Origin of the sequence: Desulfosporosinus sp. OT (assembly GCF_000224515.1) — a bacterium.
Taxonomy (GTDB): Bacteria; Bacillota; Desulfitobacteriia; order Desulfitobacteriales; family Desulfitobacteriaceae; genus Desulfosporosinus.
This window is the reverse complement of sequence record NZ_AGAF01000212.1, coordinates 1-23,127: the sequence shown is the minus strand read 5'-3', so window position 1 is coordinate 23,127 and position 23,127 is coordinate 1. Positions and strand designations below refer to the sequence as shown.

Annotated in this window: 22 protein-coding genes and 2 riboswitches; of the genes, 4 read left to right on the top strand and 18 right to left on the bottom strand. The window is 41.9% G+C overall.

Annotated features, from left to right (window positions below; translation table 11 throughout):
- Positions 1 to 32: 32 nt before the first annotated feature.
- The 18 genes from DOT_RS19740 to modA (DOT_RS19655) form a co-directional block, all read right to left on the bottom strand.
- Complete coding sequence (locus tag DOT_RS19740; protein ID WP_009622641.1) at positions 33 to 656, bottom strand: class I SAM-dependent methyltransferase; 624 nt, start codon at positions 654 to 656, stop codon at positions 33 to 35.
- A 30-nt stretch (positions 657 to 686) separates the two neighbouring features.
- Positions 687 to 1,466 carry an ABC transporter ATP-binding protein gene (locus tag DOT_RS19735; RefSeq protein ID WP_009622638.1) on the bottom strand — a complete coding sequence of 260 codons (780 nt, stop codon included), beginning with the start codon at positions 1,464 to 1,466 and terminating at the stop codon, positions 687 to 689.
- Entirely contained in the window at positions 1,463 to 2,551 is a 1,089-nt protein-coding gene (locus DOT_RS19730) for an iron ABC transporter permease (protein WP_009622636.1), read from the bottom strand. Before DOT_RS19730 ends, DOT_RS19735 begins: the two co-directional genes overlap by 4 nt.
- A 167-nt stretch (positions 2,552 to 2,718) precedes the next feature.
- Positions 2,719 to 3,861: an ABC transporter substrate-binding protein gene (locus DOT_RS19725; RefSeq protein ID WP_009622634.1), complete on the bottom strand. Its 1,143-nt coding sequence runs from the start codon at positions 3,859 to 3,861 to the stop codon at positions 2,719 to 2,721.
- A gap of 91 nt (positions 3,862 to 3,952) precedes the next feature.
- Positions 3,953 to 5,038: an ABC transporter substrate-binding protein gene (locus DOT_RS19720; RefSeq protein ID WP_009622633.1), complete on the bottom strand. Its 1,086-nt coding sequence runs from the start codon at positions 5,036 to 5,038 to the stop codon at positions 3,953 to 3,955.
- Between the two features lie 96 nt (positions 5,039 to 5,134).
- Complete coding sequence (locus DOT_RS19715; protein ID WP_009622631.1) at positions 5,135 to 5,980, bottom strand: ABC transporter ATP-binding protein; 846 nt, start codon at positions 5,978 to 5,980, stop codon at positions 5,135 to 5,137.
- Positions 5,977 to 7,032 carry an iron ABC transporter permease gene (locus tag DOT_RS19710; protein WP_242833876.1) on the bottom strand — a complete coding sequence of 352 codons (1,056 nt, stop codon included), beginning with the start codon at positions 7,030 to 7,032 and terminating at the stop codon, positions 5,977 to 5,979. Before DOT_RS19710 ends, DOT_RS19715 begins: the two co-directional genes overlap by 4 nt.
- Before the next feature lie 49 nt (positions 7,033 to 7,081).
- Positions 7,082 to 8,203 carry an ABC transporter substrate-binding protein gene (locus DOT_RS19705; RefSeq protein ID WP_009622627.1) on the bottom strand — a complete coding sequence of 374 codons (1,122 nt, stop codon included), beginning with the start codon at positions 8,201 to 8,203 and terminating at the stop codon, positions 7,082 to 7,084.
- 131 nt (positions 8,204 to 8,334) lie between these two features.
- The gene (locus DOT_RS19700; RefSeq protein WP_009622625.1) at positions 8,335 to 9,552 is read right to left on the bottom strand and encodes an ABC transporter substrate-binding protein; all 1,218 of its coding nucleotides are present in this window, start codon (positions 9,550 to 9,552) and stop codon (positions 8,335 to 8,337) included.
- Positions 9,553 to 9,636: 84 nt separating this feature from the next.
- Entirely contained in the window at positions 9,637 to 10,656 is a 1,020-nt protein-coding gene (locus DOT_RS19695; protein ID WP_009622623.1) for an ATP-binding cassette domain-containing protein, read from the bottom strand.
- Positions 10,653 to 11,348, bottom strand: coding sequence for a GTP-binding protein (locus tag DOT_RS19690; RefSeq protein ID WP_009622621.1), 696 nt, complete (start codon positions 11,346 to 11,348; stop codon positions 10,653 to 10,655). Before DOT_RS19690 ends, DOT_RS19695 begins: the two co-directional genes overlap by 4 nt.
- A gap of 145 nt (positions 11,349 to 11,493) precedes the next feature.
- Positions 11,494 to 11,624: riboswitch (molybdenum cofactor riboswitch) on the bottom strand.
- Between the two features lie 49 nt (positions 11,625 to 11,673).
- Positions 11,674 to 12,519: a ModD protein gene (modD, locus tag DOT_RS19685; RefSeq protein WP_040413018.1), complete on the bottom strand. Its 846-nt coding sequence runs from the start codon at positions 12,517 to 12,519 to the stop codon at positions 11,674 to 11,676.
- 48 nt (positions 12,520 to 12,567) lie between these two features.
- On the bottom strand, positions 12,568 to 13,425 hold the full coding sequence (gene modA / locus DOT_RS19680) for a molybdate ABC transporter substrate-binding protein (RefSeq protein ID WP_009622615.1): 858 nt from the start codon (positions 13,423 to 13,425) through the stop codon (positions 12,568 to 12,570).
- A 41-nt stretch (positions 13,426 to 13,466) separates the two neighbouring features.
- The gene (locus tag DOT_RS19675; protein ID WP_009622613.1) at positions 13,467 to 14,528 is read right to left on the bottom strand and encodes a sulfate/molybdate ABC transporter ATP-binding protein; all 1,062 of its coding nucleotides are present in this window, start codon (positions 14,526 to 14,528) and stop codon (positions 13,467 to 13,469) included.
- A 1-nt stretch (position 14,529) separates the two neighbouring features.
- Positions 14,530 to 15,228, bottom strand: a complete 699-nt coding sequence (modB, locus tag DOT_RS19670) for a molybdate ABC transporter permease subunit (protein WP_009622612.1) — start codon at positions 15,226 to 15,228, stop codon at positions 14,530 to 14,532.
- 89 nt (positions 15,229 to 15,317) lie between these two features.
- A riboswitch (molybdenum cofactor riboswitch) is annotated at positions 15,318 to 15,450 on the bottom strand.
- Between the two features lie 6 nt (positions 15,451 to 15,456).
- Positions 15,457 to 16,131, bottom strand: coding sequence for an ATP-binding cassette domain-containing protein (locus DOT_RS19665; protein WP_009622610.1), 675 nt, complete (start codon positions 16,129 to 16,131; stop codon positions 15,457 to 15,459).
- Complete coding sequence (gene modB, locus DOT_RS19660) at positions 16,124 to 16,816, bottom strand: molybdate ABC transporter permease subunit (RefSeq protein ID WP_009622608.1); 693 nt, start codon at positions 16,814 to 16,816, stop codon at positions 16,124 to 16,126. The genes DOT_RS19665 and modB (DOT_RS19660) overlap by 8 nt, the downstream gene beginning before the upstream one ends.
- Before the next feature lie 21 nt (positions 16,817 to 16,837).
- A complete protein-coding gene (gene modA / locus DOT_RS19655; protein WP_009622606.1) occupies positions 16,838 to 17,641 on the bottom strand; it encodes a molybdate ABC transporter substrate-binding protein in 804 nt (267 codons plus the stop codon).
- 792 nt (positions 17,642 to 18,433) lie between these two features.
- On the opposite strand from modA (DOT_RS19655), the gene DOT_RS19650 reads away from it, so the two are divergent.
- The 4 genes from DOT_RS19650 (at position 18,434) to DOT_RS19635 (ending at position 23,060) form a co-directional block, all read left to right on the top strand.
- A complete protein-coding gene (locus DOT_RS19650; RefSeq protein ID WP_009622604.1) occupies positions 18,434 to 19,051 on the top strand; it encodes a hypothetical protein in 618 nt (205 codons plus the stop codon).
- A 164-nt stretch (positions 19,052 to 19,215) separates the two neighbouring features.
- On the top strand, positions 19,216 to 20,697 hold the full coding sequence (locus DOT_RS19645) for an ATP-binding protein (protein WP_083824202.1): 1,482 nt from the start codon (positions 19,216 to 19,218) through the stop codon (positions 20,695 to 20,697).
- Positions 20,672 to 22,015, top strand: a complete 1,344-nt coding sequence (locus DOT_RS19640) for a sigma-54 dependent transcriptional regulator (protein WP_040413004.1) — start codon at positions 20,672 to 20,674, stop codon at positions 22,013 to 22,015. Before DOT_RS19645 ends, DOT_RS19640 begins: the two co-directional genes overlap by 26 nt.
- A 412-nt stretch (positions 22,016 to 22,427) precedes the next feature.
- Positions 22,428 to 23,060, top strand: coding sequence for a hypothetical protein (locus DOT_RS19635; RefSeq protein ID WP_009622598.1), 633 nt, complete (start codon positions 22,428 to 22,430; stop codon positions 23,058 to 23,060).
- Positions 23,061 to 23,127: the final 67 nt, after the last annotated feature.

The following is a 23,127-nucleotide window of genomic DNA, read 5'->3' as shown; positions in this document are numbered from 1 at the left end:
GATCACCAGTACATCCGAGATTGGTGACAGGACTAGGCTGTCTTTTTCATTATGATCCAGACACCCCGGTCATCGTTGATAATTTCCGCGGGAATCTTAAGTTCCTTTAAGAAATTGGCGTAGTCTTCAACCCCAAACCCATTACTGGCATCAATTACGCATTGAGGCCACTCCGGATGAAGAACTTTCATCTGGGCGGTGATTTTCGCTTTCAGTTCGGCACTTCCGAAGCCCTTGCCGATATACGTCATACCGTTCGGAGCAAGCACCCTGTAAATTTCCGCAAAGGCCTGCTTCATTTCATCTCTGTCTCCCCAAAACCCTATTGATCCTCGACTTGTAATCAGATCAAAGCTGTTATCCGGCAGGTTAATTTTTCGCACATCGCTAACGATTGTAGAGGTTCTGCCCTCAAGCCCCCACTCCTTAATCCTATGGTTGGCAATTATTATGGCATCTTCTTTGACGTCCATGAGAGTAAGGCGCATATCGCTTGCTTTGGCAACGCTAAGCCCAAGATGTCCTCCGCCAGAACCAACATCCAGGCAGACCCCGTTTTTTCGCCCCAATATTCCGAGCGCCTCCCGAGCAATAACCTCATAGATGGGGAAGAATATTTCATTGGCTATTTTGTCAAATTCTTCTCTGCTGTTCATGAGTACCTCCTTCTGCCTCAGCTCTGGAATTCAGTTCGCCAGCGGAACACAGCTTCTGATATTAACTCCATGATTGTCGGCAACTTTTGCTATTTTGACATTGATTCCATACGTATCTCTCATGTTTCTTTCAGTTATGAGTTCATCCGTCGTTCCGACCTCAAATCCATTTTTATTGAGCAATGCCACTTTTGAGGAGCAAAGAAAAGCGTGATTGGGGAAATGAGAGGTCATCACAACTCCAATTCCTTCATCTGACAACTTTTTTATTTGCAATAAAACCCGCACCTGGTTGCCGTAATCAAGGTTAGAGGTCGGTTCGTCCAGAATAAGCAGCTGAGGCTTTTGTGTCATGGCTCTGGCAATAAGCACCATTTGTCTTTCGCCGCCACTTATCTCGGTATAGATCATATTTTTTAAAAAGGAAATACTCAACGTTTCCAAGGATTCTTCGGCGATCTTAACATCATCCTTAGAGGGAGATGAGAATAAACCCAGATGCGCCATCCTCCCCATTAAAATGACGTCCAAGACCGTATAGGGAAAAGGCGGCGTATGAGCCTGGGGGACATAACCGATTGCCTTAGCGAGACGTGGCTTTGACCATTTTCTAATGTTTTCTCCATTAAGAGTTATTTCACCGCCTCTAACATCTATAAAGCCCAATATCGATTTAAATAGGGTCGTTTTCCCTACTCCGTTGGGACCCAATAGACAAAAGAGTTCCCCGCTTGCGACCTTAAAGGAGATATCTCGAAGAACAGTCCTTTTTGAATAACCGAACGAGGCGTCTTTGATTTCCAAGATCATGTCCACGAATTCCTCCCCTTGGCTAACAGATAGATAAAAAACGGGGCTCCGATGATGGCTGTCAAAATGCTGAGGGGGATCTCGACAGTGAAAAAAGTGCGGGAAATATCGTCAATAAGCAACAGATAGGCTCCTCCCAACAGAACCGAGGCTGGCAGCATAAACTTCAAATTCGGCCCGACAAGCATCCGTGCCAGGTGGGGGATAACAAGACCGACCCAGCCAATCATCCCTCCTGTCGCTACTGAAGAAGCCGTAAGCAGCGTTGCACAAATTATGTAAATAAAACGAATTTTCTTAGTGTCAACTCCAAGAGCCTGTGCCTCCTCCTCGCCAAAAGCGAGGGCATTGAGCTTATACCTAAGCAGCAGAATAGGAATGATGCCAATCATAAACGGAACCAAAATCAACATGATGTTTTTGGCCGTTATCGAAGTAAGACCACCCATCAGCCAATAGGCAATTTCCGGAAGCTTATTGTTCGGATCAGCTGTATATTTAGCAAGCGAAATAAACGCCGAAAACAGACTGCTGACTACCATGCCGGTTAAGACCAAAATAAGGACAGAATTGTTGGTTTTTCCAATTAAACAGCTAACCAAATATGTTAACATAACCGCAATGATTCCGCACGAAAAGGCTGCCAATTGAATAGTAAGCGCACTACCCGACATTAGAATTGCCATCGCTGCGCCAAAGCCAGCACCAGCGGAAGCTCCAAGGATATCAGGCGAGACCATAGGATTGCGGAAAAGCCCCTGATACGCAGCACCCGATGCTGACATCGCAGCACCAATAATCAGCGCTACAATAATCCTCGGTATGCGAATATTGAACAATACAGTCTCAGTCGTATCCGACCATGTGGTTGGGAGCCCGAACATCTTGCGAAAAAAAACTGTAAGAAGCTCCGGCAAAGGAACCGCGAAACGACCAACAGTAAAAGACCAAAGAAATACGACGATTAGAACAATGAACAAAATTACAAGTACCAGCCCACTCTTTCTTACCTTAACCTTCGAAGGAGCATCAGCTGCTACGCCACTATTCTTTATTCTCTTATCGCTCGCAGTACTAAGAGACATCCGTCACCCTCCTTAACCAATTGAACTACAGTTTTCCAGGAATAGTTCAATGCCACCCGAAACTTAGAGAGACAGGGGGATGAGGGGGCTGGGGGGACAGAGAACCGTCCCCCGTCCCTCATCTGTAGGGGCAATTCATGAATTGCCCCTACCATAACTTTTTGTATCTAGACTGAACGTTTGAGTAGCTCGATAACCTGCTCATCGGTTAGTTTCTGATTAAAAAAGAGAGAAAAGAATTCTTTTGTTTCCTGTTTCATGTCCACTTTCACATAGTCTGGGTATAGCTCGCTTCCTAGCCACTCGATTCCGAGAACCCGCATGATGTTGGGGGGACGATCGTACCAGCCGAAAGGAAGTAAAGGTGTCAAATATACTTTCTTGTTCTTGATGGCATTGACCTTGCCCCAAGAGGTATCCTTTAAGATGGCGTTATAGGCCTTAACGCCGCCTGAGTTAGAACTGATCAAAACAACATCCGGGTTCCAGGAAAGCACCTGCTCCATGGAAACGTTCGTCATGCCCTGTCCACCCTTTGCTTGAACATTGGCCACGTTTTTGCCTTTGACAAAATCCAAAACTTCTGTATGGTCGGACCCCGACGGATCAGTCGAAAGACCACTGGGTCCTTCAGCGTAGTAAACACTCACCAGCTTGTCCTGCGGAATTTGGGCAACTATATCGCTAATTCCCTTCATTTTCTTCTCAGAGTACGAAGCAAGCGTCTCTGCCCGCTCCTGAACCCCTAAAATATCGCCCATAAGCCTATATACCTTGGCAGTATCGGCAAAAGCGGACTCCATAACAATGACCGGCCGCTTAGTCTGAGTCGTGATGCTGTCTGCGATTTGCTCTGGATTGTTGTTAACCCCAGTTGTCGTCATAAAAACGATAAGATCCGGAGCTAATTTGGCTATTTCCTCAAGATTAGCAGTGCTTTTTTCACCCATCCAGCCGCCTAGAACCGGGAGATTTTTGGCGCGATCGCTCAAGTACTTTTTCACATCGTCGGAAGGTGCATTGACCCACGCCGCCAACTTTTCAGGGGCCAGCGAATAGACCATCGGCTCAGCGGTTGGCACAGCGCAATAAACTGTGTTAATTTTCGTTGGGATTGTGACCTGCCTTCCCGCCATGTCCGTGATTACCCGAGTAGTTGCCTGGGACGAATTATTGGTCGTAGCTGATGTTGCCGGAGTAGTGCTGGCAGCCTGACTGCTGCAGCCAGTCAGCAACAAAATTGTCATCCACAGGCAAAGTAAAATTGCCATGCCTTTGGAGACTGCCCTCTTGGAAAAGATTCCCGACATTTCTGATTCCTCCTCATTTTCTCTTATTGCTTTATATCAACCTAAAGCGCCCTATTCTTAACCAAATAAAAATTATAATTAATAATTATGATTAAGATTTTTGTGCTGCTTCTGCATTCATAAATGAATCAATTTGTTGATCCGTTAAAGTACAACGATAAAATGTCTGGAAGAATTCCTTAGTTTCTTGGGTCAAGTTGATATTGGCAAAGGTATCTGGCTGAAGTGTCTTGGCAAGCCACATGAACCCAAGGATGGATTCCGGCGAAGGACGGTCCCACCAGAAGGCACCGATTGGGCATGGATACATCTGATTTTTCAAAACTGCGTTCAAATTACTCATTTGCGGATTATTTCTTAGATCGTCAGCCTTGATAAAAGAATTTTTCGTTGGGCCGATATTGCTGCTCATAATCATTACGTCAGGATTCCATTTCAACAGTTGCTCAACTGAAATAAGATTGGCATTGTCAACCTTCTGGGCAACGTTAACCCCTCCGGCTATAGTGATGAATTCCTGTCCCCAAGCCGAGCCGTCAGTTTTTAGAGGAGTACCGAGCATGTAGTACACTTTCTTCAATTTCTCTGGTGAGATTTTGGCTACATCATCCTTGAGTAGTTTTAAGCGACTTTCCCAAAAATCAGAAAGAGCTGCTGCTTCTTTTTCCTTATGCAATACATCTCCCATCATCTTAAATTCTTTAATCAGACCATCTGTAGTTGCTCTGCCTGTTAGGACTGAGACAACAGGGATTCCGGCTTCCTCCAATTTTTTGTTGCCCGTTGGCGAAGTAACGCTGGCCACAACAAGATCCGGCTTCAGTTTTATGATTTCTTCAACATTGATATTGTCAAAGGAACCTACATCCGGAATGTTCTTGAACTGAGGGTCCATTTCCATCAACTGTGGAAAGTTCTCCTGCGCTGGCTGACCAATTATTTTGTCCGCCGCATCAAGAACAACTATTTCGTTGGTGGCACCCCCGTAGCAGGTAACAACAATTTTATTAACTTCAGCTGGAATTTTAACAGTTTTATTAGCCATATCCACAATAGTTCTTTCTACCGGCGGTGTGCTAGGCGTGATATTGGTTGTCTTGCTGCCACAACCACCCAGGAATAGAAGAGATAACATTATCACACACAGGGTGATGTAGGATTTTACCGATTTCATCATACTCTTGCCTCCCCTATCTTTATTTACGCACTTATTGGCATGCCCTTCCCTCCTTTGACCAATAAGCAACTTGCTACATTGTAAGCGCTAGGTACATCACTTTAGCCCCCAGTTTCTGTTGCTCTGCAAGGGCACACACATCCTCACTTCACTATCACTATCACTATCGTTATCGTCATCGTCATCGTCATCGTTATCGGATTGAACACCCGTCTTAATGATTCTAACGTTGACACCATAGAGCTCTCTTAATTTATCTTCAGTAATAATGTCATTAGCTTTTCCCAAGCCAAACAGGCCTCCGTGGCTTAATAACATTACTTTTGTGGCGTAGAAGAAGGCATGGTCAGGAACATGTGAAGCCATAATGATCGTCAACCCTTGGCGCGCTAACTGCTTGACCTGACTTAAAACTTTTAATTGGTTGCCAAAATCCAAGGCCGAGGTTGGCTCGTCCATAACCAAAATCTGGGGTTCTTGGGCTAAAGCACGCGCGATAAGAACGAGTTGCTTCTCCCCTCCACTAAGTTCTGTGAAAATACGATTTGCCAGATAGGAAATATCCAAAGTATCGATGGCTCGTTCGGCTATTTTTTTGTCCGCTTGGGATGGGGCTGCAAAATTTCCCAAATGAGCGGTACGTCCCATCAGAATCATGTCCATGACACTAAAGGGAAACGATGTATTGTGAGCTTGAGGTATGTACCCAATCACTTGGGCCATTTTAGATCGTGACCAATGAATTGAGTTTTCTCCATTAAATAATATTTTGCCTTCGAGGGGTTTTATCAGGCCAAGAATAGTCTTAAAAAGTGTCGTTTTACCGGTCCCGTTTGGTCCCAAAACGCATAAAACCTCTCCCTCGGACATTGTAAGCGATATTCCCTTGAGGATAGCCTTATTGTTATAGCCGCATTTGATGTCGTTAAGTTCAAACCTCATACCATACCCCTCTTTCCGCGCAAGAGGATAGCAAAAAAGAACGGAGCACCGATGATGGAGGTGAGTATTCCCAAGGGAATCTCAGCAGAAGTCAGGCATCTGGCCAAATCGTCTACCAGCAACATATAGACGCTCCCTATCGCAATTGATACTGGTAAAAGCACCTTATAATTTGGGCCAACCAGCATGCGGGCCAAATGAGGTACAATGAGCCCAACCCAACCAATAAGTCCGCTGATCGATACTGCCCCAGCAGTGAGCAGCGAAGAACAGATAATTACGGCAAGTCTTAGCTTTCCTGTTTCCAACCCCAACGTCTTGCCTTCTTCTTCCTCTAGGGACAAGACGTTGAGACGCCAACGCAATAAATAAAGCGGTACTCCTCCCAATAACATAATCACGAAAGAAGACATCACATTCTTTGGAGAGACTGTTGCTAAACTACCCATCAACCAGAAGGTTATGGCCGGCAACTTGTCATACGGATCAGCCATGTATTTTAGGAGAGACGTAAAGGATGAACACAACGTGCCTACTAAAATTCCAGTGAGTACTAAAGCTAAGGTCGGATCACGCTTAATTTTATTGCTGAGAAAATACACGGCAACAACCGCCAAAAGGCTAACAACAAAGGCCGATACCTGAATACCCACCACGTTTAATGAGAAAAATATTGCCAGCGCCGCTCCCAAGCCTGCTCCTGAAGATGCACCTAAAATATCTGGCGATACTAAAGGGTTTTTGAACATACCTTGATAAGCAGCCCCTGCTATCGACAAGGCAGCCCCCACTATCATCGCTGCTATAATTCTAGGCAGCCTCACTTGAAAGATAACGGTATTAATTACACCCTCGGGACCATGTATATACGGAAAAATTTTTCCCAGTAAAGCTGCTAACAGATCAGGTATTGTAATAGGATATCGCCCTAAGGGGAATGAAAGGATAAACGCTAAAATAGGCAATAAGACTACAACAAAATATACCTTGCGAAGATTCCCTTCTGACTCCGATTCAGCTAACGCATCTCTGGTGTTATCGTTAATTCTCACTAACATTAATCCTCCCAACCACTGAGCACCTACTCCTCTGCAAGCTCTTTTATTTAGTAGGCTGAATTTGAACTAGTAAAGTTTTCGCTTCTTCGTCTGAAAGATCATAATGATAGAATTTCGCAAAAAAGTCTTTAACTTCTGCAACCATGTTGTAGTTAAAAACATCAGGGTAGAGCAAATTGCCTAACCACTTAAACCCTATAATACGATTAATTGAAGGTGGTCGATCAAACCAGCAAAAAGGTGCATCAGGAACCTGATAGACACGATTTTGCTGGACAGCCTTGATTTCTTTCCAAGTTGGATCAGACAGAATCCCTTTATAGAACCCTCCCTGTTCTTCAGTCCAAGCTAAAATCACATCAGGATTCCAAGCTAGTATTTGTTCTAGGGACACTGACGATAATCCCGATTTTCCCCCTAGGGGAACCTTGGCGACATTAAGACCCCCCACTAAACTTAAAGCTTCAATATGCGTTGAACCATCAGGTTCGGACTGCAACCCTTTTGCTCCCTCCGCATAATAAACGCTGATGCGCTTATCTTGAGGTATTTTTGCTGCTCTTGCTGTAACATCAGCAATTGTATTTCTGCAATAATCTGCTAGCTCCTGAGCCTTGGCTTTTTCACCAAGGAGCTCCCCCATAAATTCGCAAGCCTTGTCCATTTTCAGCACAGGTGCATCAACCAATACGACTGGTAACCCCAATTGTGTTTGGATCTTATCCGCATTGGAAATTTCCGCCTTATTGACGTCGCCCATGTCAATTATGATATCTGGATGTATTTTTAAAATTTCCTCTATGCTCGTCTTATTGGCAGCATACCAGCCTCCTAAAGCGGGCAACGACTGATATTTAGGCAGTATGTACTTTATCTCTGAAGGTCGTGGGGCATAGTTCCAACCGACCATTTTATCCGGACACAACGCATAGAGCATGATCGAACCTACTGGGCTGATGGCAAAGGCAGTCTTTATAGTGTTGGGAACAGTGACCGTTCTACCTCCCATATCCGTAATAGTACGTTTGGTATCTACAGTTTGATTGGTCGATGTTGTTGAATTCTGTTTAGTCTGTGTTGACGTAGCCGACTGACCGCATCCTGCTAGATTAAGCATCAACAAAGTCATGATCATTAAACAGAGCATAATACTTCTCGTTCTCATTAAACCTTCTTCCTCTCTAGATAGGCTCATCCCCAGCACTTCTTTGCTAACTAGGTAACTGAGCTGGAAAGAGCCTCTACGAACCCTCCGATTAAAACCAGTATGCGCGTCGGGCTCCTTCCTACAAAGATTTATTGATTAAAACTGACTAAGAACTCAGCGTTTAATTCTGTTTGCAATTCACCTATGTCCCGTGATTTAATGAAATCCCATTCCAGCCAGTTGAACGCCACACTTTCCGGTATCGAATCTTTTACTTCCGGGTGCAATGATGGAAAACAAGCCCCGGCGCATATATTGCCTATTTCTCGGCTGGTGAAAAAGTTCGCAATCTTTTCAAGTTTCTGGGCTTTCTCTGCTTTTACCAACATTGTAACTGGGCTGATAATGGCACCATCCTCTGGCCAGACAATGGTAATATTTTCTTTATGTTTGATGGTCTTAGTAAAGAAATACGGCATTATACTTACGGCTGGAGCCCCTTTGTTTCCACTGCCTGCCGCCTTAGCCATTTGAGCTGGATGCCAGCCGTATTTCACTGAACGTCCCAAACGTTTTATTGCTTCCATTCCATAGGTTTTATAGATCGCCAATAAAACTGTTTCACAAAAAAAATCATTTTGTCCTCGCATCGCAACTCTTTTCTCAAATTCGGGATTCAAGATATCCTCCCACTTCTTGGGGAAATCAGTCGATCCGATTTGGGAATGATCAATAACCATCACCAATACGTTCATCGCCAGGATCGTGTAGTTTCCCCCTGGGTCTTTAATCCCACTATTCAAGTAGCGATTATGAGGCTGATAATTCGCAGCATCAAGGAAAAAACCCTTATCTATAAACCGTTGAATAAACCGTTGGTGAAAGAAATTATTCAGACCCGGGGTAATGATCACGTCCGGGATATCCTCAAGATCTTCAAATTGATCGACATAGGGGTAATAGGAAAGCTGATTATTGGCATTTCCTTCGATAAGATAATCTAGCCCATCATTGCCTAAGTCAAATTCCTTAGCCAGATATTTATCGAAGGCCTGCTGCAGAGGTAGTTTGAGCGGACAGGGCAGAAGAGCTAGGAGATTTAACTTATCTGTCGTTCTCTCTCTACAGGACTCAAGAGAGTATTTCAGGGAATAAAATGTGTTTATCCTTTCTTCCAGCAGCTTGATAAAGATCGCAGGATTGATATGTCTCGTCTGAAGCATTGTTTTCAATCGGATAAAAGGGCCAATTTGCCTGAGAATGTCCTTATCGACAAGATCTTCAAAGCCATTTGAGGCAAACACCTCCAAAGTTTCAGGATATTGCCTTAACAATTCACTGATTAAACTATCTGAATCAATTGTCATTCTAAAACCCCCTCATCTTATCAGGCCCATTTTCGCAACCTCAACAATTCAAGAACTTTCTGATCCAATACTGACTAGCTAATCTTACAATCCGAACAAGTTCTTAATATCGAAGTCAATCTTTTCTCCTGATCGAATCATATTTCTCAGTCTTATCATTGTTCCGTCAAATTGTTGCAGTAACATTAGATTTGATCTTTCTTGAGCGCATGTCTCGACGATTTGACTTATCCCTCCATTTTTGATAACCATTCGTTTATGACCCATCAAGGCCAGAATAGGGTCATGGGTAGACATTAAGACAATCTTTTCCTCTTTCACCAACAACTCCAAGGATTTTTCTCGGTCCACGCCAGCGTTTTCGATTTCATCAATCAACACAATAGGAGATGAACTCAGTAAGGCCGTATCCGCGATCATTAACGCTCTGGACTGTCCCCCACTTAAGCTGGTGACGGGTGTATCCAGGCTGAATTTCTCGCCTGCCAACTCGTTGGCACAGACAATTACGGATTGAACAGTTTCTTCAACGTTTTCAATCATTCGACTTTCGGCATGCATGGTAATGAATTCTTGAACCGTTAAATCCATGATAAAATTCATATTCTGTGAAAGCTGGGCGATGAGTTTATGTTCAACGGTAAAACGCTTATCCTCATTGGGAACTGAATCGTTAATTAGGATTTGCCGTCCCGTAGGGGTATCTCTTTGAGCTAGGCATTCAATATCAGCTAACAGTCTGCTTTTCCCCGAGCCTGTAGGACCCACAACGCAGATAATATCTCCTGTTTTCATCGTAAAGGACAAATTTTCTGCCTGCCCAGTCTTATCACGCCCTCCAATGATCGTAATCGACCTCACCCGCTCGGTTGTCCTAAGTGCAATTTCAGCCATTTTTTGAAAATACTCTGTGTAGTTAGATATTAGCTGCTCCCTGTCCATACCTAGATCTTCGATTTGACCGTCACTAAGCTGATCCACATACTCCGCGCAGGATAAATCAACATGGTAATCCTTTAAGCCTAAAGAAATAAAAAAGTCTTCCAAGTAAGGATATTTCAGAATCATTTCTCTTAAAGGGATTGTCAAGGCGGGTATGCTCATGAAAACACCTCAAAATCCATTTTTTTAAGATTTCCCATTTGATAATCTTCACCAATTTGGGTCTCTCCAAGACAATACGAACACAAGGCTGCCGGCATTGTAAATCTCAACCGTTTTAATTCCAGATTAGCAATTTCCACAGTATCCTTAAGTCTTCTACTCAAGTCGAAGGCTCCTTGCCCAGTTATCCCATTAACCGACATGATCATAGCTTTAGGATTCGCCTGCTTCGCTTTAAAGAAAAAGACCTCTCTTTCTGCTTGAGAGACGATATCCCCTTTCGTAATCACAATAATATCTGCCAGTTTCAGCATCGGTCCTATCTTTTTAGGCGTATTCACTCCAGCCAGGCAATCAATAACGCACACAGCCAGGATGTCTTTAATATGAGGGGAACACCGATTGCACAAACCTGCGCTCTCGCTAATCAGCAAATCAAAATTCTCCATTAATCCCCATCGAACGCAATCTCCAATATTGCTGACAAAAAAATGATCTGGACAAAGGTTCCCGGATAAACCAACTTTGACCGGAACATCAACCTTTTCATACAAAATATTGTCAAACGTTGTGAGACAGTCAAACTTGATGACTCCGATTTTGTAGCTTTCCTGTTTTAAACATTCTATGGCCTTCAATATAACTGAAGTTTTGCCGGAAGAAGGCGGCCCGGAAACCGTAACCAGTTTCATATCTATCCCCCCCTGTTCGTCATGGATTTGACTCCGAATCCTTACTGCTTATGTATTTCAAAGCATCTCCAGCGATTACTATGCTTTGCCCTGTCCGGCATAAAAATAGCTCCACCATAGAAAGTGGAGCATGCCAAACAAAGCCAGCAGGCCTAGCCACCTCCTTTTCAATAGTGAAGGCATATCCGTTTCCGGGTACACCCTGAGGGCTTAAAGCCCTGGCCGGTAACCATAGATTTTTCATTAGGTTATTACGGCTCGGAGATAGGATTTATATAATTTTTCAAGTGTTAAGCAGTTGTCATTTCCTTCTACGAATCATGAGTTAAAGTTTTTCCATCGTCACTCCAATGTCAGAAGGTTTACCAAAATACATCGAAGTCGTCACAATGGCATCAATACCTGAACGGGCGTATTCTTCGATATTACTCTCATTGATGCCACCCGCTCCAAGTAACGTAATCTGGGGGTTAATTCCTCTGATTTGATCAACAATGCTCTTTAGCTCCAAGGCTGGGATTTTATCAAATTGCAATCCGTCAACTCCAGATTCAGATAAAAGACATGCATCTTCCAGGGTTTCTACTTCAACAATTATCTTTTTCTCACAGGCATTGGATTTTATTTCTTTAATTACTCGGGCGAGATTGTTGATATCGCCCAAAAAAGCTACATGTTGTTTAAAAGTTAAGATTGTTTCCGATAAACCCAACCGATGAGGAAAAGCACCTCCGGCCAGTATTGCCTTTATGGAAAGCTCTTTAGTTCCCGGAAATGATTTTCGAGTGGCCAAAACAGCAACATGAGGGTTAACTGATTTAGCCTTATCCACCATCTTTTTTGTTCTCGTCGCAATCCCTGAGGAATATTCGAGTATATTCATCGACACTTTCCAAGCCATATGAAGGCTTGATGCCAACCCCTCAGCTTCAATAAAGATATCTCCTTTGTTAACAACAGAACCTGATGACAATGATCGAGTCGACGTAATTCCTAGCTTGGTAAAGATTCTTAAAACTTCCTCGACTCCAGATAACACCGTAAATTCCCTTGCCTTAAAACTAATTTTCCCCTTTAGCCCACCTATGCCCAGGGTAAGCGTTGTTAAATCGAGATATGGAACATCTTCTTTGATCCAGCGATCAATTGTTTCATCACTGATGTATTGCAGAGTCTCCACCTCCGTTTCATTGATTTTTTCAGCTTTAGATTATTGTTTTTACTTCCCCTTTATAAAACCATTCTTTTCAAAAACCTTCATAGCCTCATCACTCTGCAAATACTCCAAAAACTTCGCGGCCGCATCACCGTTTTTAGAGGCTGTTACCACCGCTGCTGGCAAGAAAACCGGTTTATGCGAATTAGCGGGTGCTGTAGCCACGATTTTAACTTTATCCGAGGTGACCGCAATCGTATCCCAGACAAAACCTGCTTCGGCATTACCTGTCTCAACATAAGCCATGACTTGCATTAAATCTTTACCCATGACCAGTTTAGGTTGTAGGGCATCCCATAGTTTAAGCGTTTCTAAGGTTTCTTTGGCAGTCTTGGCGGCCGGAACTGATTCAGCCTCACCAATTCCGATCTTCTTAACTTCAGGTTTGGTTAAATCTTCAAACTTCTTAAGCGTAGCGTTGTCTTTAGCAACGATTAAAACAAGTTCATCACCTAACAAATTTATCCTGGATTCTTTCTTAATCAGCCCCTTTTGCTCCAAAGCATCCATTTGTGGCTTGCCCTGAGAAATAAATATATCTGCGGCAGCGCCTTGCTCAATCTGATTTTGGAGGGAACCTGAGGGTCCATAATTAAAAACCAATTTTACTCCAGCCTCTTTAGCCGTATACAGCCCTTTGATTTCTTCAAACGAACCTTTTAAACTTGGAGCGGTGGAGATCAAAAGTTCAACTGGTTTATTCTGAGCAGTAGCTTTACTATCTTCCGTTTTTGAAGGTTCCGTTACTGCACTTGAACATCCCGAAATAAATAGGACAAGTAATAATAGCGAACAAGCAATCAATCCCAAGATAGCATGTGTTTTATTAGTCTTCCAAATTTTATTATTAGATAGTTTCATAAACTTCCCTCTTCCTCCTTATATTTACCACTTGATTGAAATCAGACAATGATCAGTTCCTCAGGGTTAATTCTCAGGTTCCAAGGCTGTGGTTTATCCTTTAATTCAGACCACATTTGTTTGGTGACTTCCCATTGAATTTGCTGGTTATCTAATCGCTGAGTCTGCTTTTCCACGGCTAGATAGACTGTCATCCAAGATGGGGTCTCACTGGTAGAATTAAGCCAACATCTAAACACGTTGTCTCCTTTTCCGTCTGAGGCCAGTTCGATCGTATGGGCCCGAATACCCACCCATTCAATTTGTCTCGATATTTCAATTTCGGTTTTCAAGTTAATTCCCCAATCTAACGCCTGTAATTCAAACGGTGCTATGTATTTTGCCAGGGATAAATTTTTACACCCAGTCAATTGCGCAGCTACAAGTGAAGGTGGAGATTTGAATGCTTCCACTGTCCTCCCTTTTGCTTCAATTTTCCCCTGGGCCAGGATAACCAATTTATCACAAATACTATAGGCTTCATTCATGTTGTGGGTTACAAACAGTGTAACACCCTGATAGTTTGCTAACGTTTCGCTCAATTGTTTGACCATGTGGCTTCTTAGATAGTCATCAAGTGCAGAAAACGGTTCATCCAAGAGCAAAACCTCTGGCTCAATGGCCAAAGCTCTAGCCAAGGCAACTCGCTGCTGTTGTCCTCCGGAAAGCTGGTTAGGATATCTCTTTTCCAAACCTTCCAACTTAATCATCTTCACCTGTTTCTTAATTATAGCCAGCCGATCTGCTCGTTTTTTATCTCCAATTCCAAAACCAATGTTTTCTTCAACGGTCATATTAGGAAAAAGTGCGTAATTTTGAAACAAATAACCCAGCTTTCTTTTCTGGCAGGGGAGATTTATGCCTTTCTGAGAGTCAAACAAAGTTCGGCCATTGAGCACAATTCTTCCATGGTCGGGTTTATCAATTCCCGCAATGCAACGTAAGGTCATGCTTTTACCCGAACCGGAAGCTCCTAAAAGTCCCAGAATATTCATACCTGTCTCAAACTTAACCTCAAGCTTAAACCCCGGTAGTTTTTTTTGGATATCAACCAATAATGCCATATTATCTCCTACCAATAGTTGCAGTCATTTTGCTTTGGTAATCAGTCCAGTAATTCATCAATGTCATAACTATCAGGGAAATAACAAAAATGAGTATCACCCAGACCAAAGCCTTTCTCATGTCACCACTTTCAGCTGCAAAAAATATCGCAGCAGGGATTGTCAGGGTTTTTCCAGGAATATTACCGCCGATCATAAGCGTCGCACCAAAGTCACCCAGAGCCCTTGCAAAGGCTAAGACAGTACCCGCTGCAACGCCCGGCCAGGAAAGCGGAATTGTTATCTTCCAAAATATTTTCCATTCTGAGACTCCTAGCGTACGTGCAGCATTTATTATATTTTGGTCAATTTGTTCAAAGGCACTTCTTACTGTTCGATACATCAAAGGGAAAGCAACAACTGAAGCAGCGATAACCGTCGCTGGCCAGGAGAAGATAACCGTCATTCCAATTGCCATCAACAGTTTTCCGAGAGGTCCATTTTTACCAAACAGTAAAAGAAGCAAAAATCCTACAACGGTTGGTGGTAAAACCAGCGGCAAAGTAAGCACACCGTCAATCAATCCCTTGAATTTTCCCCTATATCCTGAAACAAAACACGCAGCCGCGATTCCCAGGAAAAAGGTCACAATAGTTGCTATGATCACTGCTCTTAAGGATATTAAAAGCGGAGAAAAGTCTAATCCCCTCAAATCAATCACTATGCCTCCGCCCCCCTTACCTACGTCACTGAACAATGCTAAAAAATATAAGCTCCCAAAAAGGGAGCTCTAGTTAACTGGCGTCCCAGTCTAACATGTGTGCTACTCCTTTTCAAAATGTGAAGGCATACCCGTTTCCGGGAACACCCTGAGGACTCAGGCCCTGTCCAGTGACCATAGATTTGCTCTTTAGGTCATTCTGGCTCGGAGATTTAATTATTCAATTTTTCACTGGGCTTTATGAAGCTTCTTGATTCCCTTAATCTCCTCTTGTTTACCTCGATCCAGCTTGATTATCTGGTCGCCAAGCATTTCTGCCTCTTGAACGTCATGTGTAACTAAAATAAAGGGAATTTTCCATTGGGTTTGAAGCTTAAGCAACTCTTGCTGTAATGTACTCCGCGTGTCCTGGTCAAGAGCGGAAAGAGGTTCATCAAGCAATAAAAGTTCAGGTTCCGTCATTAAGGCCCGAGCAAGAGCAACTCTTTGTTTTTCCCCCCCCGAAATCTGATTGGGATAGCGATTTCGGAGATGACCGATCTTGAGCATGTCTAAGACATTTGAAACGTTAAGGGCTTTGTTGGGGATATTCCCTTTTTTAGGCTTACCATACATCACATTTTTCTCAACTGTCATGTGCGGGAAGAGAGCATAATCTTGAAAAACATACCCAATACGTCGATTTCTGATAGGAATATCTATGCCATGATCAGAAGAGAAGACGGCCTTGTCATGGATATTTATCTCTCCCCATGAAGGGGTCTGGAGGCCTGCTACACACTGCAAAATTGTCGTCTTGCCAGCGCCTGAAGGACCAACAAGGGCAAGAATGCCATTACTCAAAGAGATATCTACTTCAAGATCAAAGGTGGGTAAATCTTTTTTAAAATGAGCGTTAAGCATTATTCCCACCTCCTCTCGAATCGCGTTTTGATCCCTTTCCCCATCGATTCAGCCCATAAATCACTAGAAAACTAAAGACAGTCATGATAATAACCAAGATGCTTGCTTGCCTGGTATCACCTGATTCATTGGCAAAGTATATAGCTAGAGGCATTGTTTGAGTCTTGCCAGGAATATTTCCAGCAATCATTAACGTTGCTCCAAATTCTCCCAGAGACCGCGCGAAAGCCAAAACTAAACCAGCAACAATACCATTCCAAGCTAAAGGAAGAGTTATGGTGAAGAACACCTTTAATTCTCCGGCTCCCAATGTACGTGCAGCTTTCTCAAGATTTTGATCAACACTCTCCATCGCAACCTTTACGGATTGATACATCAAAGGCAACGATACGACCGCTGCCGCTATTACTGCTCCTTCTAAGGTAAAAACTATTCTTGTATGGAACCATTGTTCAAGCAGCTTACCTAAAGGACCGTTCTTTCCGAAAAACACGAGCAACATAAAACCAATCACCGAAGGGGGAAGTACCAAGGGCAAAGTAATAATTGACTCGACAACATCTTTGCCCAAGAACTCTCGCTTGGCCATAAGGCCGGCTATGGGAATCGAAGAACAGGCTACAATAATCACCGATGCGAAGGCAACTTTCAGCGATAAAATAATAGGAATGAAGCTAAATTCCATAGGACTCTCCCGAATACTAGTTTATTTTGCTAATGTCTTGAATCCGTATTTTGTAAAGACTTGTTGGACATCTGAACTCTGTAAGTACTTCAGGAAATCTTCTGTAACTTGTTTGTTTTTAGTAGCTGAAATAATAGCTGCAGGGTAGACAATAGGCTTGTGGCTGCTGTCCGGAACAACTGAAACAACCTTAACTTTAGTTGAATTTTGAGCATCGGATCGATATACAAATCCTGCATCCGCATTTCCTGTTTCTACATAATTCAGAACCGAGGTCACATCTTTAGCCATTACTAACTTAGGTTGTAAGGCATCCCAAAGTTTGAGGTTATTCAAGGCTTCTTGGGCATATTTGCCGGCAGGAACTGACGCTGGAGTACCAATACTGACCTTTTCAACTCCCGCTTTAGTCAGATCTTCAATGGATGTAACCTTGCTGTTATCTTTCCCAGTAACAAGAACTAAATCGTTTCCCAGTAAATCGACTCGGCTATCTTTAACCAACAAATCCTTTTTCTCTAAGGCATCTACCTGTGACTTTCCTGCAGAAATAAAAAGGTCTACCGGGGCACCCTGTTCAATTTGTTGTTGGAGTGTTCCTGAAGCACCAAAATTAATGGTAAGCTTCACTTCGGGTTTTTTCTGAGTATAATCTTTTTGGATTTCAGTCAATGAATCCTTCAAACTAGCTGCAGCCGATATCATGATTTCAGTGGGTTTAGTCTGTGTTTCGCTTGTGGACGGTTGGGTAGCATTTCCTGCACTGCAACCAACCAAGGATAGAATTAGTAGAAAACTAAATACCAGACACGAGATTCTTTTCACTTATACTCCTCCTTATGAATTATGTAATACATGTATTAAGTTAGCCCATGTTTGGTTTAGTTAATCAAAACTAGGTTAATTCACTAACAAACCGAACATAAACAAACCTAAGACAACTACAGCTTCATTATACACTGCATTATTATTGATTAGCAATATGATTTGGTATGAATACAGAATTCCTTCCTAAGGTAGCCCTATCCATAAATACTAACGTCAATAACCTTAAAAGAAAAAAAGTACAGTATGAGCCTGAGGCTCGACGGTCCTCAATATAATATACAACACAATTATCCATAAATTATATTGATTATGAGCATACCGATCTACTATAGACACAGTGGTGACACAATGCTAATCTTTATCTTGTGATCATTAAAATATTCGATTGGAAAGGAAGTGGAGAGAGTACAGATGAAAATGTCGTTTCATGTTTATCACGCAATTGTCACTTTTTTTGTTAAATAAGAAAGCAGCCTCTAAAGGCCGCTAATAAGGTATTTCATTGACACTATATCCCGAAATTCGTGAAAGCGCGGCTTATCACAAAGTATTGAATAAGCAATTAATCTGCCCTAAAAAGGTAGATATTTTAATAATCTCCTGCAAGGAATCGATACTTCTGCACGGCAGTAACCCTCGAGAGAAACCTGCTAATATTAGTTGCTAAACTCAGAGCAAGAGTTGTTCTGAAATTTGGAATTCGGGATAACAAAGAAATTAGTGTCTTGTGCGCACCAAACTTTAATAGATTGTTCGCACTAACTTTAATACTTGAAAGGTGGGATTCTTTTGTTCCGCTCAACACTTAATAACTATATACCCTCAGATAAGACAATTAAGAGGGATTCGGGAGACAAATCTTATCCAATTTGGCTAATAGTCAATCCCAAGCATCCTGCTGTACGTCACAACATTTGGACGCCTGCTTTAGCTGAAATACAGGATAAAGTGTATAGGGAAATTCATACAAGAATCGATACTACCAATATTTATATAAGGAACGCTATTTGCGATAGCACAATCGTTCCTAATACATTAAATTGGTGGGGGGCAGAAGTTGGTAGAGAGATTGAAACGTTCAAAGAAATTGCTCTTGAGCATGAGCCAAAAATTCTGATCTCCTTTGGCGCATTTCCATTTGAATTTTTAAGACGTGCCTACGAAATTCTCCCCGAAAAAGGGCCTAAGTATTGGAGTACTTCTAACTTAGGAGATGAATTCGGAAAATCAATTGAGAACTTTGATATAAACAAAACCAATCGGATTCCCTTACTACGCAAGGTAATTTCTAGTGGCAAATTTATAGAAGATCACGGTTATTTTGGTCAAAATTACTTTCATTATGTTGGCACAAAGATCGCCGAAAAGATAATTGAGAACAAGGATCATCTTAAGATTTGGATTTAAGCAAAGAAGCGTAAACGACCTACCTTCATCCTGGATATATGCATTATTCACTTTCAGACTACACCATTATATGGGAGGTAGGTTTTTCTGAAGAATAAAAAAAATTTTTGTCTTTAGAAGGTAACAGTCTGACCAATCAGATAGTGATTATCGTTGCCGCAATCATGCTTGTACCTTTAGTAGCATTGATGTATGACATCTTTTTCGCTTCACGGACAGATCAAGTTGTATTCTTAGACAAAGAACAGAGACTGGAGGCCTTGGTCAAAAGTACTAATAATGAATTTACAAGAAATCTGGAATCTATATGGACTGGGACAGGAGATGTCCCAACAACCATACTTCATAATGAGTTTAACCGGGTCATAGAACCACAGGTGCCAGCAAATTTAGGCATTCGCTTCGGTTTATATGTACCCCACACAGAGAAGATTATGATACTGGGTTTCTTGCATAACTATCGTAACCTCTCTCCGGCAGAAGAAGCTCAGCGGGAGAAAGATATCTTTGCTACTACTAAACAAGGCCTAATTGCAACCGAGCTGAGTAACGAACCGTTGTTTCGAATTTCTGGTTCTTGGAATGATCAGGTCGTTGAGTATATTTCTCCTGTTGTACTTAAGGGGAAAGTTGTGGCAGTAATGTGGGTAGGGGAGCGTCTCGATCCCTTCTTCTACCAGAACAATTTTTTTCGGAAACTGCTACGATATTTCACTCTTAGTGTGCTGGCCTTAGTTATGATTGGCACCCTTATAATTATTAGAAATCTAACCACTGGCGTCGACCGCTTAAAGCAGGGATTGCATAACATGGAGTTGGATATACATCACTTATTGCCTGAAATGTCAGGTGAACTGGGTCAAGTAGCCCGAGCAGTTAATCGGATGGCCGTAAGTTTAACGGAAAAGGAACGCTTAGAGGATCAACTGAGACAATCGGAACACCTCATTGCACTTGGCCGTTTAGCAACTGGTGTTGCACATGAATTGCGTAACCCAATTGGAATTATTAAAACTTTAGTAGAACTAATGAAGCAGGAATACGCTCAAGTAAGCGGCATCGAAGAATTTACAAGGGCCATTGATGAGCAAGTGGACCGTCAGGATATGGAAATTCAAGAACTGCTGGACTTTGGCCGTCCTAACAAAGTTTCTATTAAGGAGTGTTCTGTCAATGATTTAATCATGGGAGTCCTCTCTTTTTCAGCGGCAATGTTACGAAAGCAGAAGGTAAAAGTTGTATTGCAGCTTGATAATAAACTGTCTAAAATTCTAGCAGATACTGAAAAGCTAAAAAAGGTATTTGTTAACATAATTGTTAATGCTGCCGAAGCAATGCCTTCCGGAGGACGCCTGGAAATAATAACCAAAGAAATCGACAACATGGTTGTTATCAGTTTTTCTGATACTGGAGAGGGCATCCCTGCCGAGGAGCAGTCTAGGTTGTTTGATCCCTTCTATACAACCAAAAAAACAGGCACGGGTCTGGGACTCTCGATATCCTATCAAAGTATTAAATTGCATGGTGGAACAATTGAGGTGAATAGCAACCTTAACCAAGGATCAACGTTTATTATTAATCTTCCTGTAAAACCACAATTATGCGACAGGAGTGATCTTCTTGACACCAAGAATTCTGGTAATTGACGATGAGGAAAGAATGTGCTGGGCCCTTGAACGGGCACTAAGTCATGAAGGCTATCAAGTGGTTACCACCACGAGAGGTTTACAAGGTATTGAGTTGGCCCATGAGACTGAACCCTCGATGGTAATATTGGATTTGAAGATGCCTGATATTGATGGTATTGAGGTGTTAAAAGAACTAAATAAAATAAACTCCAGTATTCCTGTAATTATGATTACCGCCCACGGGACGATTGATACTGCAATTGAAGCTATGAAAATTGGGGCCTCGGATTATATCATTAAGCCTTTTAAGCTTGAAGAGATCAAGGTGCAGGTTAAACAGGCTTTACGCCTGTTTAATTTAGAAAACCAAGTAAATTCTTTATATCAGGAATTAGGCAAAAAGTATGGAAAGTTCATTGGTCAGAGCGATGCCATGAAAGAGGTTGCCCTCCTGATTCGACAGGTTGCGAAAACTGGCACAACTGTTCTGATAACAGGTGAAAGTGGAACCGGTAAGGAAGTAGCTGCTATGGAAATACATAAGGCCAGCAACAGAGCTGACAAGCCTTTCGTAGCTGTAAACTGTGCGGCTCTTCCGGAACAACTGTTAGAGAGCGAGCTATTTGGCCATGAGAAAGGTGCTTTCACTGGGGCAACCAGTAAAAAGAAGGGCCGCTTTGAAATCGCAGATCATGGTACGATTTTGCTGGATGAATGCGGAGAAATGCCAATCAACATGCAGGTAAAGTTACTTCGAGTACTACAGGAAAGGTGCTTTGAAAGAGTAGGTGGAACTGAAACGATCCATGTGGATGTCCGAGTCATTACCACCACTAATATAGATCTGGCTACTGCTATATCTAACGGAACCTTCAGAAAGGACCTTTATTATCGCTTAAACGTCGTGCATATCAACATGCCGCCACTCAGATTACGGAAAGAAGATATTCCCCTGTTAGTTAATCATTTTCTTCTAAAATTTGATCCAACGCATAGTAAAAAAATCTCTTCAGAAGCAATGAAAATTCTAACTCGCTACAACTGGCCTGGTAACATAAGAGAGCTTCAGAACGTGATCGAAAGAGCACTTATTGTTTGTCAGGGCCCAGAAATTCAGCCAGGACATTTTCCTAAGGAGTTAATGAATAGTTTAGAGGAACCCATTGCACCTGGAATAAACCTCACAGAAGGTTTTACTCTGGGAAAGTTAGAGAAGCATCTTATTATCAAGGCATTAGAAAAGCATGATAATAATCAGACAAAAGTGGCCAAGTATCTAGGAATTACCCGTCCGACTCTACTGTATCGACTACAAAAATATGGCATCAAATTATAGTCTGCACATTAGCACGTTTTCCTTGGTGACTTGCTATCAAAATATTATTATTCTATGTTAAATAAAAAGCATCCTCTAACATATGATCTTAAAATCTAAAAAGTGAATTATATGATACATATGATTGAAAGAAGATACAATTATAGAAATGCTTCAATACTCTATTAAAATAGAGCATGAAGACGATAGATCGCCTTAATCAGGTTATCCGATTTACAAGAGGTGTAGCAAATGCTACACCTCTTGTAATTTTTCATTGATAAATGCTTGAAACTAGCGGTTCTTAGAGATGGCATACTTCTTGCTATTTAACAATGTTATTAGGCAAAGGAGGAGGGTCATTTTAAAAGTTGTGTCTAATGCTTTAAGGGAGATTAATTAGTGAACTATAAACACTAAAGGTGGGATTGATATGTCTAATTTAGCACTTGATAAATATTCAATTTCAACTGATAGCATAATGAAAGAATCCGGAGATAAATCCTATCCTATTTGGCTCTTAGTAAATCCTAATCATTTCGCCATGTTTCAGGTTATTTGGGCTCCAATATTAGATGAGATTCAGGACAAGGTTTATCGTAAACTTCGCACAAGAATTGAAACTGAAAATATCTTTATAAAAAGCACCGTTAGTGATATTGGCATAGCTCATAAAACCTCAAATTGTCAGGCAGCAGAAGTAACCAAAGAGATTGAATTGCTACAGGAAATTGTTCTCGAACACCAGCCCAAAATTCTAATTACATTTGGTGCTATTACATATGAGCTTGTAAGGCGTGCATTCGAGATAAAATCTCAAGAAGGGCCTATGTATTGGAATTCTACTAACTTAGAACATGAATTTGAACGCTCAATTGCGAACTTTGATATAAACCAAACTAATAGAATTCCAATTCCCTTTCTTCGACAAATTATGAAAAGTGGTCGGGTAATTGAAGACCGCAATTATTCAAGTTGGGAAGACAGTGAAATCTACTTTCGTTACGTTGGAACTAAGATTGCTGACAGGATCATAGAAAACAAGGATAGTTTCAAATATATATGAATTAAATTAGCAATAATCAATAATTGCTAATTCATAACGTTCTAGTTGTATTTAAGTATTTGATATT

Bases quoted from the DNA above. Each gene is read 5' to 3' on its own strand.
- DOT_RS19740 (WP_009622641.1), bottom strand. From the start codon at position 656: ATGAACAGCAGAGAAGAATTTGACAAAATAGCCAATGAAATATTCTTC.
- DOT_RS19735 (WP_009622638.1), bottom strand. From the start codon at position 1,466: ATGATCTTGGAAATCAAAGACGCCTCGTTCGGTTATTCAAAAAGGACT.
- DOT_RS19730 (WP_009622636.1), bottom strand. From the start codon at position 2,551: ATGTCTCTTAGTACTGCGAGCGATAAGAGAATAAAGAATAGTGGCGTA.
- DOT_RS19725 (WP_009622634.1), bottom strand. From the start codon at position 3,861: ATGTCGGGAATCTTTTCCAAGAGGGCAGTCTCCAAAGGCATGGCAATT.
- DOT_RS19720 (WP_009622633.1), bottom strand. From the start codon at position 5,038: ATGATGAAATCGGTAAAATCCTACATCACCCTGTGTGTGATAATGTTA.
- DOT_RS19715 (WP_009622631.1), bottom strand. From the start codon at position 5,980: ATGAGGTTTGAACTTAACGACATCAAATGCGGCTATAACAATAAGGCT.
- DOT_RS19705 (WP_009622627.1), bottom strand. From the start codon at position 8,203: ATGAGAACGAGAAGTATTATGCTCTGTTTAATGATCATGACTTTGTTG.
- DOT_RS19700 (WP_009622625.1), bottom strand. From the start codon at position 9,552: ATGACAATTGATTCAGATAGTTTAATCAGTGAATTGTTAAGGCAATAT.
- DOT_RS19695 (WP_009622623.1), bottom strand. From the start codon at position 10,656: ATGAGCATACCCGCCTTGACAATCCCTTTAAGAGAAATGATTCTGAAA.
- DOT_RS19690 (WP_009622621.1), bottom strand. From the start codon at position 11,348: ATGAAACTGGTTACGGTTTCCGGGCCGCCTTCTTCCGGCAAAACTTCA.
- modA (WP_009622615.1), bottom strand. From the start codon at position 13,425: ATGAAACTATCTAATAATAAAATTTGGAAGACTAATAAAACACATGCT.
- DOT_RS19675 (WP_009622613.1), bottom strand. From the start codon at position 14,528: ATGGCATTATTGGTTGATATCCAAAAAAAACTACCGGGGTTTAAGCTT.
- DOT_RS19665 (WP_009622610.1), bottom strand. From the start codon at position 16,131: ATGCTTAACGCTCATTTTAAAAAAGATTTACCCACCTTTGATCTTGAA.
- modB (WP_009622608.1), bottom strand. From the start codon at position 16,816: ATGGAATTTAGCTTCATTCCTATTATTTTATCGCTGAAAGTTGCCTTC.
- DOT_RS19645 (WP_083824202.1), top strand. From the start codon at position 19,216: ATGCTTGTACCTTTAGTAGCATTGATGTATGACATCTTTTTCGCTTCA.
- DOT_RS19635 (WP_009622598.1), top strand. From the start codon at position 22,428: ATGTCTAATTTAGCACTTGATAAATATTCAATTTCAACTGATAGCATA.